This is a genomic window from Lutibacter maritimus (genome assembly GCF_900116115.1).
Taxonomy (GTDB): Bacteria; Bacteroidota; Bacteroidia; order Flavobacteriales; family Flavobacteriaceae; genus Lutibacter; species Lutibacter maritimus.
Genome location: NZ_FOZP01000009.1, coordinates 45,313 through 59,905, shown reverse-complemented (window position 1 = coordinate 59,905; position 14,593 = coordinate 45,313). Strand labels below are relative to the sequence as shown.

13 protein-coding genes are annotated in these 14,593 nt (G+C 28.8%); 4 read left to right on the top strand and 9 right to left on the bottom strand.

Translation table 11 applies throughout. The features are described from left to right. The first annotated feature begins 12 nt into the window (after positions 1–12). Positions 13–582, top strand: a complete 570-nt coding sequence (locus BM335_RS14075; RefSeq protein WP_090229678.1) for a phosphatase PAP2 family protein — start codon at positions 13–15, stop codon at positions 580–582. On the opposite strand, the gene BM335_RS14070 is transcribed toward BM335_RS14075, so the two are convergent. From BM335_RS14070 to BM335_RS14045, 6 genes are all read right to left on the bottom strand, one after another. Beyond that, positions 572–1,240 (bottom strand): hypothetical protein, encoded by a 669-nt coding sequence (locus BM335_RS14070; RefSeq protein WP_090229674.1) that lies wholly within the window; start codon positions 1,238–1,240, stop codon positions 572–574. The two genes, BM335_RS14075 and BM335_RS14070, sit on opposite strands and share 11 nt — an antisense overlap. Positions 1,241–1,252: 12 nt before the next feature. Next, positions 1,253–2,881, bottom strand: a complete 1,629-nt coding sequence (locus tag BM335_RS14065) for an ArnT family glycosyltransferase (RefSeq protein ID WP_090229665.1) — start codon at positions 2,879–2,881, stop codon at positions 1,253–1,255. Between the two features lie 34 nt (positions 2,882–2,915). Continuing rightward, entirely contained in the window at positions 2,916–4,319 is a 1,404-nt protein-coding gene (locus BM335_RS14060) for an ArnT family glycosyltransferase (RefSeq protein ID WP_090229661.1), read from the bottom strand. Further along, on the bottom strand, positions 4,316–5,068 hold the full coding sequence (locus BM335_RS14055) for a glycosyltransferase (RefSeq protein WP_090229657.1): 753 nt from the start codon (positions 5,066–5,068) through the stop codon (positions 4,316–4,318). Before BM335_RS14055 ends, BM335_RS14060 begins: the two co-directional genes overlap by 4 nt. An 83-nt stretch (positions 5,069–5,151) precedes the next feature. Next, positions 5,152–5,787, bottom strand: a complete 636-nt coding sequence (locus BM335_RS14050; protein WP_090229654.1) for a lipid-A-disaccharide synthase N-terminal domain-containing protein — start codon at positions 5,785–5,787, stop codon at positions 5,152–5,154. Beyond that, on the bottom strand, positions 5,787–6,500 hold the full coding sequence (locus tag BM335_RS14045) for a glycosyltransferase (RefSeq protein WP_090229650.1): 714 nt from the start codon (positions 6,498–6,500) through the stop codon (positions 5,787–5,789). Before BM335_RS14045 ends, BM335_RS14050 begins: the two co-directional genes overlap by 1 nt. A gap of 270 nt (positions 6,501–6,770) precedes the next feature. Between BM335_RS14045 and cysS the strand changes: the two genes are divergently transcribed. Genes cysS through lgt form a run of 3 tightly spaced genes read left to right on the top strand, consistent with a single transcriptional unit; the run spans position 6,771 to position 9,360 of the window. Continuing rightward, positions 6,771–8,249, top strand: a complete 1,479-nt coding sequence (gene cysS / locus BM335_RS14040) for a cysteine--tRNA ligase (RefSeq protein WP_090229645.1) — start codon at positions 6,771–6,773, stop codon at positions 8,247–8,249. 10 nt (positions 8,250–8,259) lie between these two features. Continuing rightward, positions 8,260–8,511, top strand: a complete 252-nt coding sequence (gene yidD / locus BM335_RS14035; RefSeq protein WP_090229988.1) for a membrane protein insertion efficiency factor YidD — start codon at positions 8,260–8,262, stop codon at positions 8,509–8,511. A gap of 30 nt (positions 8,512–8,541) precedes the next feature. Beyond that, a complete protein-coding gene (lgt, locus tag BM335_RS14030) occupies positions 8,542–9,360 on the top strand; it encodes a prolipoprotein diacylglyceryl transferase (RefSeq protein WP_090229642.1) in 819 nt (272 codons plus the stop codon). Positions 9,361–9,394: 34 nt separating this feature from the next. Here lgt and BM335_RS14025 read toward each other — a convergent pair whose 3' ends face one another. The 3 genes from BM335_RS14025 to BM335_RS14015 all read right to left on the bottom strand — a co-directional run bounded on the left by BM335_RS14025 (position 9,395) and on the right by BM335_RS14015 (position 14,556). Beyond that, positions 9,395–11,650, bottom strand: a complete 2,256-nt coding sequence (locus BM335_RS14025; protein WP_090229639.1) for a M1 family metallopeptidase — start codon at positions 11,648–11,650, stop codon at positions 9,395–9,397. Positions 11,651–11,724: 74 nt separating this feature from the next. After that, positions 11,725–13,995 carry a M1 family metallopeptidase gene (locus BM335_RS14020; protein WP_090229635.1) on the bottom strand — a complete coding sequence of 757 codons (2,271 nt, stop codon included), beginning with the start codon at positions 13,993–13,995 and terminating at the stop codon, positions 11,725–11,727. A gap of 51 nt (positions 13,996–14,046) precedes the next feature. After that, the gene (locus tag BM335_RS14015; RefSeq protein ID WP_090229630.1) at positions 14,047–14,556 is read right to left on the bottom strand and encodes a DUF6702 family protein; all 510 of its coding nucleotides are present in this window, start codon (positions 14,554–14,556) and stop codon (positions 14,047–14,049) included. Between the last annotated feature and the right edge of the window lie 37 nt (positions 14,557–14,593).

The following is a 14,593-nucleotide window of genomic DNA, read 5'->3' as shown; positions in this document are numbered from 1 at the left end:
AAAATAATACCAATGATAGATTCATTAATTGAAAAAGACATTGCATTATTTTTATACCTAAATAATTTAGGAACCATACACTGGGATAGCTTTTGGCTTATTTTAACAAATAAGTTTACTGCTATCCCATTATATTTAGTGTTACTTTATATTACTTACAAGCAATTCGGCTTAAAAAAAACGATGGTTTTAGTGTTATTTATAGCAACATTAATACTTGTATCAGACCAAACAAGTAACTTATTTAAAACTAGTTTTAAACGTTTAAGACCTTGCCATACTGATGAAATTGCTAATTTATGTCGGTTAGTAGGAAATAGATGTGGAGGGTTGTACTCTTATTTTTCAGCTCACGCAGCAAATTCTATGGCAATTGTTGTATTTTTTAGTTTAGCCCTAAAATTTAAAAGTAAATTTATTGTTTACTTATTATTTATTTGGGCTATTTTAGTAGGTTATAGCAGAATTTATATTGGTGTACACTTTCCGTTAGATATTTTAACAGGAATGTTTTTTGGAATAGTTTATGGACTGTTGTTTTATAAATTATTTACAGCCTTTTCTAATAAATTTATTGCTTAGTATAAATACCTTTATTTAACGGGCTCATAAAAATCAATAGAAATATTACACTAAAAGAAAGCTCGTAAATTTCCCATTTTCTATTAGAACTTATAAAAACTAATAAAGCAGTGCCAACCAAAAAAGCGATGGTATAATGCCATTTTACAATTGGAACCGCAAATATGTTTGCTAAATTTTTTACCCATTCAAATTTTCTATATAAAAAAGGAGTTACTATTAAATATAGTACCAAAACAACCGTTAGTAGCTGACTGAAAATAATTTTATTCACCTTTTTTCCATCAACAACCATGTTGTGCAAATTGGTTTCACCTTGGGCATTATTTTGTAAAAAATATTCTGATGATTGTACATCAAAAATACGTTGTCCCCAAGAAATTTCTTCTCCTGCACCAAAGAAAAATAAAACTGACATTGCTAAAATCCCAACTTTCCAAAGTGTTTTTTTATACTTGTACAATTTAAAAAAACGATACAATAATAGCATACTTGAAATAAATAAAAAGATGGCAGAACCATTTTCTACAAAACCGTCTTCAACAGTGTAAACTTCATCAAAATACGTTAAATCGGTATTGGCAAAATAGATGCCTAATCCAAATATGATAATTAAAAAAGAATAAGCTATTTTATCTAAAGTTGTTAAATTTTTCATTGGTTAAAAGTACTATTTTTTTGATATTAAATAAAATTGTCTGATTAATCTTTCTTTCATTTTAGAACCTTCATTTAAATTATAGGTTTCTTTTAATTCTAAATTATATTGAGCGCTTAATTTAGAAGTAATTTTAGGAACATCTTCATTCATAATTAAAAGACCAAAGTTTGTTTCGTTTGGTAAAAAAAGTTGTTCGTTCTTGTAAATATTTTTTAATATACCATTATAATCCCATAATAATTCTGGCGTAATTTCACCAATTGAATAGGTTCTAATGGAATTTGTGCCTTCAATTAAATGCAATGAATTTATAGATTTATATGCTAAATTTTTATTCAAACTTTGTGAAATTGGCAATCCTAAACCTAAAGCCGAAATCATAAATAAAACTACCAAATAAAATACAACCTTAATATTTTTATTTCTTAAATATTTTATAATATTTATACCAATTAAAACGCAAACTATGGTTAATGTTATAAAATTAAATAGATGATTTTTTATATCAGTTTTAAGTATAATTATTAGTACAATTGGTAAAGAAAATGCAATAAAACTAATCAATCCAAAATTAAAATATACAGGAAAAGTCTCTTTTTTTGATGTTGATTTTTTAAAATTTTGAATTATATAATTAATATAAATTCCAATATTAATTGCCAATGGAATTAACACAGGCATTAAATATCTTGGTTTTTTTTCAGGAATTATGGATAATAAGATAATTGCAATAAGTACCCACCAAAATGAAAATTTATATATTTTTTTGTTTTCAATTCTTTTTATCATAAACGGATAAAGGATGCTTATTAGCGCAGGAATTGTCCAGATGCCAGATTGAGTAAAAAAGCTCCAGTAATAATAAAAAGGTTTTACATTGTAACTTGCCCAGTTTCTGGTTTCTTTTGATGCTATTTCTAAAAATGCTATAGGATCAGCCAATCTTACATATACAAACCACCATCCTCCAATTAGTATGGAAAGGATTAATAAAATAATTATTGGAAAAATTTTAGGTTTTATTTCTTTAAACTTAAAAGCAATTCCGTACGAAATTAAGAAAGGTAAAAACACTGCAAATAAAGATACTGGACCTTTACTTAAAATTGATAATCCTATAAAAAAAGCTGAGAGCATTACATTTTTCCAAATAGCTACTTTTTCTTTTAATATCAAAAATAAGTAATAAATTCCTGCAAGCATAAATCCGTGCGTGTAAATATCCCAAGGAGCTTCATTAATAATAGCAAATACATAAAATGATGTAATTACAATTAATGCATTGTAAAAACTATGCAGTTTTGTTAAGTTTAATTTTAGCGATAAGAGATATAAAAATATACCTAAAAAAAGCACCATTAATGCAGCAGGAAGTCTTAAAGCAAAAATACTATTTATACCAAAAATTAAGCCCGAAAATGCACTCAACCAAGTTGGTAATGGTGGTTTTTCATAACGCGCTTCGCCATTCATGGTTGTTAAAAGCCAATTATGATCCCGTACCATTTCTCTAGCTGTAATAAAATTACGAGCCTCCATAATTGTAACGCTTGGAACATCTAAATGAACCAATAACATTAAAATTATTATGATTGATAATACTAGAATTGGATTTTTTTCAATTATCTTAAGCGCCATAATGTATTTAAAATCAATTATTTAAATAGAAATATTATTTTTCAAATAGGTACATTCCGTTTTTATTGTTTTTATCAATTTCTTGTAAAGATTTTAAATAAACTGGATCCATTTTTTTGAATCGTTTATGAGAAATTAATAATAAAAAAGAATTTCCTTTATTTAAATGATTTATTAATTCTTGTTCATTTTTTATTACTTTTACAGCACCTTTTGAATAAAATTGACTAGAATAACTTTTAATTTTCCAGCAATACAAAGGTATTTCTTTAGTTGTGTTATTTGAAATTAAGTACTTATCTGAATTTATGTAATACTCTAATTTTGGATTAAACTGTATCCCTATAAATAATATTAAAGCAAGTCCTGGGAATATTAATGAGATATAAACAATTTGTTTGACATGTTTAAATTCTTCCCACCAATACGTAATCAATAAAGCAATTGGCACCATTACAGGCATAATGTATGGATGAATTAAACTTTTTGAAACTGTAAAAAATCCAGGAGTCCACAATAACCACAGAAGCAAAAAAAGCACCCATTTATCTTTTAAAATTGCTAATTTTTTTTGCCACACTTTTTGAATAACAAGCAATATCCAAGGAATTGCAAATGCAATTAAAAATAACCAAATCATTCCCATGGGTTGCGATTTTGGAAAACCGTATTTGTCACCTTGCCAGCTAGAATCGAAAAAGCGTTTAAAGTGCTCACCTACAATAAAATAATCAATAAATCCAGGAGTTTTAAGTTCGGCTAAGTAGTACCAAGGCACGGCAATAATTGCAAATAAAAGTATTCCTAAAAACCAATTAAAGTTTTTCCAAACTGCTTTGTATTCTTTAAAAAACACCATCCAAACAAAAATTGGAGGAGCAGTTAAAATAAAAATAATGGGACCTTTGGCTAACATTCCTAATCCTAAACCAATAAAAAACAAGTATTTCCAAAGTTGATTATTGGTTGTTTTAACAGCTTCCCAAAAGGATATCATCACCAAAGTAACGCAAAATGCCAAAGCTGTATCAGTTGATACAACTCCTGTGTGAATGAGAAATTCTGGAATAGTCAATAAAACAAAAGCAGGAATAAAGAAATTTAACTTTTTTTCTTTGGCATATCTTCCAATTAATAAAAGCACCAAAATATTTAGTATTAAGTAAGGAAAACGCACAGCAAATTCATTTTCTCCAAAAGCTTTGATACTTATTGCTGATAACCAAGTAGATAATGGTGGTTTTGCCCAAAAAGGCACATTATAGTCAATTTGCGGCGTTACAAAATCGTTAGTTTCAGCCATTATTCTGGAAATTTCTGCATAACGAGCCTCTGTTTTATCCATTAATGGAATGGAATAATTTAAGACAGCTCTAAAAAGCAGCAATGCAATAACTAAAAGTGCGAAAGGAGATATTTTTTTTGAAAACAAAGTCATTTGTTGTGTTTTGTTTTATACGTTTTTCCAATAGTAAATAAATCGAGCCATAACTTAAAAAAATAGGTGAATTGAACTTTAGATTCTCCAATATCAATCCATTTTTTTAGTGGAATTTCTCGACAAATTTGATGCATTTTATCTTTTCCATAAATAGCAATAATTCTATGAAATAATTCTACATCAAACAACCATTTTGAAATAAAACTTTCTTTAAATATTTTTTTAGAAAGCTCATTATCAATTATTTTGCAACCACATTGTGTGTCATACACTGTAATTCCTAATTGTTGCGATATTGCTGTAGCAATAATTCGCCCAACGTAAAAACGATATAATTTTCGATCAATTTGATTATCAATTTTTGAAATTCTTGAGCCAAAAGCAAACACTACTGTAGTATTTATTTGCTGACTAATTTCATAGCATTCTTCTAATGAAGTAGCTAAGTCAGCATCTAAATATGCCACATGTTTTTGATTCAATTGTTGATTGCAATACAAAACACCAGTTCTAACAGCTGCTGCTTTTCCACCATTTTTTATTGTTGAAATTACTTCAACAGAAGTAGGGAAATTATTTTTTAAATTATGAAGTACTTCTAAAGTATTGTCTTTAGATCCATCATCTACAAAACAAAGTAAAACGTTTTGCTGATTTTTTAAAAACTGAGATATTTGAGCAACATCTAATCTTTTTGCTTCGTTATAGCAAGGTATAACAATAGATAATTCTAATTGTTGTGTCATTTAGTATGTTGTTAAAATATCAATATTTAATTAGTAAATATATAAACTTAATTAATTAGCTTCAAAAAATATTTACAATAGTATTAATTTGTATTTATTTTTAGTTCATTTTTAGAAATTATAATATTTCTGAAATAAATAATAGAACCCATTAAATGGCCAATTAATAACACTGGATCTTTTCTGAAAATGGCGTAAATTAAAATTAAAATGGAGCCTATTAAACTAAGTATCCAAAAACCGATTGGTAAAATAGATTGTTTGTTTTTTTCTGAATAAATCCACTGATATATAAAACGTAATGTAAAAATAACTTGAGAAATTATTCCTAATATTAGTAACCAATATGGAATTGCTTCGTTTTTAAGTAATTTATCTACATCATAAGAGTTGTTGTTGTACGAGTAAATAACAATTAAAATTGGGAAAACCCATAAAAACAAACGAACTAGTTTAGGTGTTTTATACCATTCTCCTTGTAATTGTAAATTTCTGATGTATATAAAGTAAGTTAAAGCTTGCCCTAGCATAATGGCAAAATCTTCTCTTAAATAACCATACACAAATAGTAAAAATGAAGCTAGTAAACTGAGCCACCAAAATAGGCTAGGAGTTAAAACTTTTTTACTTTTTTCAGATAAAATCCATTGTAAAACCAACCTTCCAGAAAATAAAAGTTGTGCTATAAAACCAACGCTGTAAATTAACCAGTTATTCATTAACCTTTGGTTGCTATTTTATAATTTATGTATTTCTTTTTCATCCATACATACGCAAAACAATCTAATAAAGGTCCTAATAAACGGTTCCATAAACCATATTTAGCAACTCCTGCAATTCTTGGAAAATGTTGAACAGGAATTTGTTTAATGCTGCCATTTTGCAACAAAATCATAGCGGGTAAAAAACGATGAAGGCCTTTAAACATTGGAATATTTTTGGCAAAATCAGTTTTAATAACTTTTAACGGACAACCAGTATCATCCATTCCATCATGTGTAAATGCGCGTCTTATTCCGTTAGCAATTGTTGACGACATATTTTTAACAAATGAATCTTTTCTGTTTGCTCTAACGCCTGTAACCAATTCGTAGTTTTCTATTTCAGCTAATAACAAGTTAAAATCTTCTGGCGCTGTTTGTAAATCGGAGTCAATATATCCAACTAATTCAGTTTCTGTATGTTTAAACCCAGCTGCAATAGCAGCACTTAATCCACAGTTTTTTTCGAAGCTTATAAAGCTAAAATCAGAATTATTAGTACAAATTTCTTCAATTAATTCTTGACTTTTGTCTTTACTACCATCGTTTACAAATAAAATTTTTGTTTTTTTTGTGGCAATTTTTATATAGTTAGTTAGCTCTTGTTCAACACGTTTAAGATTTTCTTCTTCGTTAAAAACAGGAACAATAATAGTAAATTCGTACATCATTATTTTTCAATAATTTTTATGAATTGTATTTTTCAAAATTTATGTAAAATTAGAATATTTATATCATATATATGTAACACATCAAAAAAGTTTTAATTTTATGGGTTTTACTATTAAAAAATGGTGAGATTAAATTTTAATAGAAAACTCCATTCCCTGTTTTTAGGTATTTCATAAATAAAATTTATATTCAAAATTTTTAATAAAAGTTTAAATTTTTCCATTACGTAATTGTTATTATCTTTACCACTTTAAATTAAGCAGTAATTAATGGAATTATACAAAACAAATCAATTAAAATTATACAACTCCTTAAGCAAATCTAAAGAGTTATTTGTGCCAATTGTTGAAGGAAATGTAGGAATGTATGTGTGTGGACCAACCGTGTATAGTAACGTGCATTTGGGAAATGTTAGAACGTTTATGTCTTTTGATTTAATTTTCCGTTATTTAAAACATTTGGGATATAAAGTTCGCTATGTTCGAAATATTACTGATGCAGGTCATTTAGAAAACGATGCCGATGCTGGTGAAGATAGAATTGCTAAAAAAGCGCGTTTAGAACAAATTGAACCCATGGAAGTTGTGCAACGTTATACGGTTGATTTTCATAATATTCTTCAAAAAATAAATAATTTACCGCCAAGTATAGAACCAACTGCAACGGGACATATTGTTGAACAAATTGAAATAATTAAAGATATTTTAAACAAAGGCTTAGCTTATGAAGTAAATGGATCTGTATATTTTGATGTGTTAAAATACAATGAAACAGAACATTACGGAATACTTTCTGGTAGAAATATTGAAGATTCTATTCATAATACACGTGAGTTAGATGGACAAAGTGATAAAAAAAATCCACAAGATTTTGCACTTTGGAAAAAGGCGGAACCGCAACACATTATGCGTTGGCCTTCACCTTGGAGTGATGGTTTTCCGGGTTGGCATTTAGAATGTACTGCAATGAGTACAAAGTATTTAGGAGAAACTTTTGATATTCACGGAGGTGGAATGGATTTAAAATTTCCACATCATGAATGTGAAATAGCGCAATCGCAAGTTAAAAATAAAGTGAAACCTGTAAATTATTGGTTACATGCTAATATGCTGATTTTAAATGGCATGAAAATGGCAAAATCAACAGGAAATTATATTTTACCTAATGAAATATTTACTGGTGATAATAAAATTTTGCCGAAAGCATTTTCACCAAGTGCAACACGTTTTTTTATGTTGCAAGCACATTACAGAAGTATTTTAGATTTTACAAGTGCAGGAATTGAAGCGTCAGAAAAAGGTTATTTAAAATTAATGGAAGCGGTTAATAGTTTGAATAAAATTGAACCGAATAATACTTCTTCAATTGATGTAAGCGCTTGGACAAAAAAGTGTTATGACGCAATGAATGACGATTTTAATAGTCCAATTTTAATTGCAAATCTTTTTGAAGCTGTTAAATATGTGAATTTATTAATTGAACAAAAAGAAACATTAACAGCAGAAGATTTAAACCTTTTTAAAACTACTATAAATGCTTTTGTTTTTGATGTTTTAGGTTTAAAAAATGATATGCAGGAAGATAGTTCTGATAAATTATCTGGTGTTGTTGAGTTATTAATTTCTATGCGAAAAGAAGCCAGAGACAATAAAGATTGGGCATTATCTGATAAAATTAGAGATGAACTTTCAGCAATAGGAATTCAATTAAAAGATGGAAAAGAGGGAACAACTTTTTCAGTAAACTAGTTTGAAAAGTATATCAAAAATAGTAGCAATACCGTTTATTTGGTTGGTACGTTTTTACCAAGCAGCTATTTCACCATATACACCATCTAGTTGCAGATATTTGCCAACGTGCTCAAGTTATACGTTAGAAGCGCTACAAAAACACGGTGTTTTTAAAGGTGGTTGGTTGGCATTAAAAAGAATTGGAAGTTGTCATCCTTGGGGAGGTAGCGGATATGATCCTGTACCAGATAAAATTGAGAAAAAAGAAGCATCAAAATAATTAGTACAATTAATAATAAAATAAAAAATAATGACATTACTTCAAATAGATTGGAATCCAGCACCAGAAATTTTTAAAATTGGTTCTTTTGCTTTACGATATTATAGCTTAATGTTTGTAATAGCATTTATGTTAGGGTTACATTTAATGAAGAAAATTTTTATAAATGATAAAATTCCTATTGAAAAGTTAGATTCACTCTTTATTTATGTGGTTATTTCTACACTGATAGGAGCGAGACTTGGACATTTTTTATTTTATGATCCAGAGTTTTTATTTAAAAAACCATTAGAAGTTATTTTACCATTCCGTTTTTCTCCAAAGTTTGAATTTACCGGTTTTGCTGGTTTAGCAAGTCACGGAGCGGCCATTGGAATTATAACAGCTTTATATTTTTATAGCAAAAAAGTATTAAAAGAACCATTATTATATATTTTAGATAGAGTAGCTATTCCAGTTGCAATTGCTGGAGTGTTTATAAGAATTGGAAATTTAATGAATTCTGAGATAATTGGTAAAGCTACCAATTCAGATTTTGGTTTTGTGTTTAAAAGATTGGGTGAAGATTTTCCACGTCATCCAGCACAATTATATGAAGCATTTTGTTACTTAATTATTTTTGGAATTTTAATGTTTGTGTATTGGAAAACTGATAAAAAGCAAAAACTAGGTTACATATTTGGATTGTTTTTTGCATTACTTTGGTCAGCGAGATTTATGGTTGAATTCTTTAAGGAAAAGCAAGTTGAAGGTGGTGAAAATTGGATTTTAGGATTAAATACAGGGCAGATGTTAAGTATTCCACTAATTATAGTTGGACTTTATTTTATGTTTCGAAAAAAAGAATAAATTAAAAAAAACCGCTCATTTCGAGCGGTTTTTTTTATCCTTTAATTTGATTTCGTTTAAATTCTTCAAACTGCGTTTCATTTGTTTTTGGCCAACTGTTATTACTTGTGTCAACATCGGCAGTTTCTTCATCTGGGTCAATTGTAATTTTAACAATTGTTTTACTTGAAGGGAAAACCTTTGTAACTTCTGCATCATTTTTTCTCCAAATTTCAGCAGGATATTGTTTGCGTTCTTTGGTGCCATCTTCATATTCAAATTCAACAATAATTGGCATTACTAATCCTCCAGGTTTGTCAAAAGTTAATTCATAAAAATATTTTGGAGATTTTAAAGTAGCTTTTTCTTCTGTAGTAAAATTTTGTTCAATATAAGTATTTAATACACTGTAATCTTCAGGTTTTTTCCCTTTCAATTCATCTGAATACGCTTTACTATCTTCAGAAACTAAATATAACGATGGAGGCAATTGATCTACCGTAATTCCATATCTTTTTGCTAAATTTTCAGCTTGTTCAGTAGGTTTGTCTGTGATATGATATTTTTTAACTTCTTTAATACCTATATCGTTATTATCTGTAGTATAAAACCAGCCTCTCCAAAACCAATCTAAATCCATTGCAGAAGCATCTTCCATTGATCTGAAAAAATCAGCAGGTGTAGGGTGTTTAAATTTCCATCGTTTTGCATAGGTTTTAAAAGCGTAGTCAAAAAGTTCTGGCCCCATAATTGTATGGCGCAACATCCAAAGTCCGGCAGCTGGTTTTGCATACGCATTATTTCCAAATTCATATAAATCTTCTCCTTCAGCCATAATTGGTGCTAATTGCGATTGATCACCTTTCATATAATCCACAATATTTTTTGGTAAACCTCTATTTAACGGATAATTTTTTTCATAATCTTGTTGTGCTAACATTTGCACAAAAGAATTTAAGCCTTCATCCATCCAAGTCCATTTACGTTCATCAGAATTAATAATCATTGGAAAAAAATTATGACCAACTTCGTGAATTGTTACACCAATCATTCTATATTTTGTACGATCGTTATAGGTTCCATCAGGATTTGGTCTTCCAGGATTAAAACAAATTTGTGGATATTCCATTCCCATTTGTCCATCAACTGAAATAGCTTTATGATACGGATAATCAAAAGTATGTTTAGAATATGTTTTTAAAGTTTGCGCAACTGCTCTTGTTGAGTGATCGCCGTATAACGGATTTGCTTCTTTTGAATAATAAGAATATGCCATTACAGTTCTTCCGCTAATACTTACTGCCATTGCATCCCAGATAAATTTACGTGAAGTTGCAAACGCATAATCGCGTACATTTTCTGCATAAAATTTCCAAGTTTTAGTTTCTTTAGATTTTGTTTTTTCTATTTCAATAGCTTCTTCTTGCGTAACTATTACTACTGGATTGTCAAAAGATTTTCTTGCTTCAGCTAATCTTTTTTGTTGTGTTTTAGTTAGTACTTCATTTTCGTTTGTTAAAACTCCTGTGGCACCTAACATATGATCTTTTGGAGTGGTAATATTAACTTCATAATTTCCAAATTCTAGTGCAAATTCACTTCGTCCATAAAATTGCTTATTTTGCCATCCTTCAACATTGTTATAGACACATAATCTTGGAAAAAATTGCGCAATTACATAATTGTTATTTCCATCTTCTGGAAAATGTTCAAAACCAGATCTTCCGCCTTGGGTAACGTGATTATTAATATTGTACCACCATTTTATTTTAAATGAAAACGTTTCACCACTAGCCAATGGTTCATTTAAATTTAAACGCATCATGGTTTCATTTATAAGATATGATGCATTGCTACCATCAATATTTTTTACGTATTCAATTTTAAAACCACCATTAAACGGTTGTTGAATATATTTTTTTGAAAATTGCTCTGGAGAATAGAGTGTTCCTATTCTATCATTTCTTAAATCTGGGGTTTTAGAATCTGGAGCTCTCATGTTTTGATCTAACTGAATCCATAAATATTCTAAATTATCTTTAGAATTATTATGATACGTAATAGTTTCTTCACCATAAATACGCTGGTTTTCGTCATCTAAAACAATATCCATTTTATAATCTACTTGTTGCTGTGTATATTCATACCCAGGCGCTCCAGAAGCAGTGTGTTCAGTATTTGGTGTTGGTAATTCTTCATCTAATTGTTTAAATTTACTACTATTGTAATGCCCTTTTTTCTTAATTTCTTGTGAAAAAGATACATTTAAACTTATTAGAAACAGTAAAGTAATGGAAATGAGTTTTTTCATAAAAAGTAATAATTAATTTTCTAAAGTAATGAAATTGTTGAAATAAATAAAGCCACTCTTAGAGTGGCTTATTATTATCCTTTAATTTGTTTTTTTTTGAAATTATCAAATTGTGTTTCTGTATTTTTTGGCCAGCTGTTATTACTTGTATCTACATCGGCTGTTTCTTCATCGGGATCTACAGTAATTTTACTTATTACTTTACTTGAAGGAAACACTTTGGTTACTTCATCATCATTCAAACGCCAAATTTCAGCTGGATATTGTTTACGTTCTTTGGTGCCATCTTCATATTCAAATTCAACAATAATTGGCATTACTAAATCACCTGGTTTTTCAAAAACTAATTCATAAAAATATTTAGGTGATTTTAAAGTAGCTTTTTCTTCTGCAGTAAAATTATCTTGTAAATAACTATTTAATACGCTATAATCTTCAGGTTTTTTTCCTTTTATATCGTCTGTATAATCTTTACTGTCTTCTGAAATTAAATATAATGACGGCGGAAGTTGGTCAACAGTAATTCCATATCTTTTGGCTAAATTTTCAGCTTGCTCTGTTGGTTTATCAGTTACATGGTATTTTTTTACTTCTTTAATTCCTATATCATTATTTCCTGTTGTGTAAAACCAACCTCTCCAAAACCAATCTAAATCCATAGCTGAAGCATCTTCCATAGATCTAAAGAAATCAGCAGGAGTAGGGTGTTTAAATTTCCAACGTTTAGCATAGGTTTTAAAAGCATGGTCAAATAATTCTGGTCCCATAATTGTTTGACGAAGTATAAATAATCCTGCAGCTGGCTTTGCATAAGCGTTAGATCCAAAGTTAAAAATGTTATCCCCTTGCGTCATAATTGGAGTTAATCTATCTTGGTCTCCTGCCATATACCTTACAATATTTTTTGGATATTTTGATAATGGAAATAATTCTGGATCGTATTTGTATTCTGCTAATATTTCTACAAATGAGTTGATACCTTCATCCATCCAAGTCCATTCACGTTCATCAGAATTTACAATCATAGGAAAAAAGTTATGCCCAACTTCATGAGTTATAACTCCAATCATTCCTTTTTTTGTTCGGTCGTTATATTTTCCATTAGCATCTGGCCTTCCTCCATTCCAGCAAATCATTGGATATTCCATTCCTTGACGTTCAGCATTGATAGATGTTGCGTGTGGATAAGGATAATCAAAAGTGCTTTCAGAATAAACTTTTAGGGTATTTGCAACCACTTTTGTTGAGTGTTCTTCCCACAATGGATTTCCTTCATTTGGATATAATGAATAAGCCATTACTGTTTTGCCATTAAAATCAACAGCCATTGCATCCCAAATAAATTTTCTAGATGAAGAAAATGCAAAATCTCTAACATTTTCAGCGTAAAATTTCCATGTTTTTGTAGATGTTGCTTTTCCATTTTCAGCAGCTAAAGCCTCTTCAGGAGTTACAATAAATACGGGTTTATCAAATGCAGTTTTTGCTGCTTCATATCTTTTATATTGATCTTTTGTAAAAACATCTTTAGGGTTTTGAATAACTCCAGTTGCATTTAAAATATGATCTTTTGGTGTAGTGATGGAAACATCATAATTTCCAAATTCTAAAGCAAATTCACTACTGCCCCAAAATTGTAAATTTTGCCAACCTTTTACATTATTATACACTGCTAAGCGTGGAAAAAATTGTGCAATTACATATAAATTATTGCCATCAGGAAAAGGTTCATAACCAGATCTTCCTCTATCGGCCATATAATCATTAATATTATACCACCATTTTATGTTGAATACAAATTTTTCACCTGACGCTAAAGGTTTCGGTAAATCTACACGCATCATAGTAAAGTTAATCATATAATTTAAAGAGTTTCCATTGGCATCTTTTATATAATCTATGTTAAATCCTCCTTCAAAAGGTTTTCCCATAAATGTTTTTGCAAATTTTGCAGGTGTATATAAAACGTCTGGTCCACCACCATTAATATCGTTTGATTTGGAATTTGGCGCACGCATATTTTGATCTAATTGCACCCATAAATATTCTAAAGCATCTTTTGAGTTGTTGTGATATGTAATAGTTTCTTCTCCAAATATTTTTTGATTGTCATCATCTAAAATAATGTTCATTTTATAATCAACCTGCTGTTGCGTATATTCATAACCTGGAGCTCCTGAAGCAGTGTGTTGCTTGTTTGGAGTTGGTAACTCTTCATCTAATTGTTTAAATTTGCTACTGTTGTAGTGTCCTTTTTGTCTTACTTTTTCTTGTGAATTTTCTTGTGCAAAAAGTGCGGTGGTTAAGAATACTAAAGATAGTATTGCAACTGTAATTTTTTTCATTTATAAAGTTAATAGGATTTACATTCGAAAATAATTCATTTTAACATAAATTTAATTGTTTTGTTGAAAATTTAACAAACCTTTCACATTGTTTTTAGTTAAATAAAGTGTTTTGTTGAATTTCTTTACTTTTATTTTAATGATATTTTGTTGATCATCAAAATCTTTAATAAGGCAAGTATTTTCAACTTCTATAGAAGTTAGTTTCTCAATATTTGGAATTTCTAAATAAAAGCGTACTAAATCGTCATCGTATTCCTTGCCAATGAATTGATAGGTAGTTTCTTTATTGTTAATTGTAAATTTTAGATGTTTGTTTAAATATGCTTCAAAAATTTGATTGCTATTTTTTACTTCTTTATTTGTGGCTAAAAACAAGTTTTTTTGACCTTCATTATTTAATGAAATTTCAAGGTCATCAATAAAATGACTAATGATTATTTGAACAGATTGTTTTTCTGGAATATATTCAACTTCGCATAAACTAATGTAATATTTATGTATTGTAAAGGCTAATAATGGAATGGATATTAGTAATATTAAATATGAACGATATTTCATAAACTGATTTTTTGCTAATTAACAAAAAGGATTTGAT

What these genes read in the sequence shown, in the direction of transcription:
- BM335_RS14065 (WP_090229665.1), bottom strand. Translation starts at nt 2,881, where the DNA reads ATGGCGCTTAAGATAATTGAAAAAAATCCAATTCTAGTATTATCAATC.
- BM335_RS14015 (WP_090229630.1), bottom strand. Translation starts at nt 14,556, where the DNA reads ATGAAATATCGTTCATATTTAATATTACTAATATCCATTCCATTATTA.
- BM335_RS14075 (WP_090229678.1), top strand. Translation starts at nt 13, where the DNA reads ATGATAGATTCATTAATTGAAAAAGACATTGCATTATTTTTATACCTA.
- BM335_RS14020 (WP_090229635.1), bottom strand. Translation starts at nt 13,995, where the DNA reads ATGAAAAAAATTACAGTTGCAATACTATCTTTAGTATTCTTAACCACC.
- BM335_RS14050 (WP_090229654.1), bottom strand. Translation starts at nt 5,787, where the DNA reads ATGAATAACTGGTTAATTTACAGCGTTGGTTTTATAGCACAACTTTTA.
- lgt (WP_090229642.1), top strand. Translation starts at nt 8,542, where the DNA reads ATGACATTACTTCAAATAGATTGGAATCCAGCACCAGAAATTTTTAAA.
- BM335_RS14070 (WP_090229674.1), bottom strand. Translation starts at nt 1,240, where the DNA reads ATGAAAAATTTAACAACTTTAGATAAAATAGCTTATTCTTTTTTAATT.
- BM335_RS14060 (WP_090229661.1), bottom strand. Translation starts at nt 4,319, where the DNA reads ATGACTTTGTTTTCAAAAAAAATATCTCCTTTCGCACTTTTAGTTATT.
- BM335_RS14055 (WP_090229657.1), bottom strand. Translation starts at nt 5,068, where the DNA reads ATGACACAACAATTAGAATTATCTATTGTTATACCTTGCTATAACGAA.
- cysS (WP_090229645.1), top strand. Translation starts at nt 6,771, where the DNA reads ATGGAATTATACAAAACAAATCAATTAAAATTATACAACTCCTTAAGC.
- BM335_RS14045 (WP_090229650.1), bottom strand. Translation starts at nt 6,500, where the DNA reads ATGATGTACGAATTTACTATTATTGTTCCTGTTTTTAACGAAGAAGAA.
- BM335_RS14025 (WP_090229639.1), bottom strand. Translation starts at nt 11,650, where the DNA reads ATGAAAAAACTCATTTCCATTACTTTACTGTTTCTAATAAGTTTAAAT.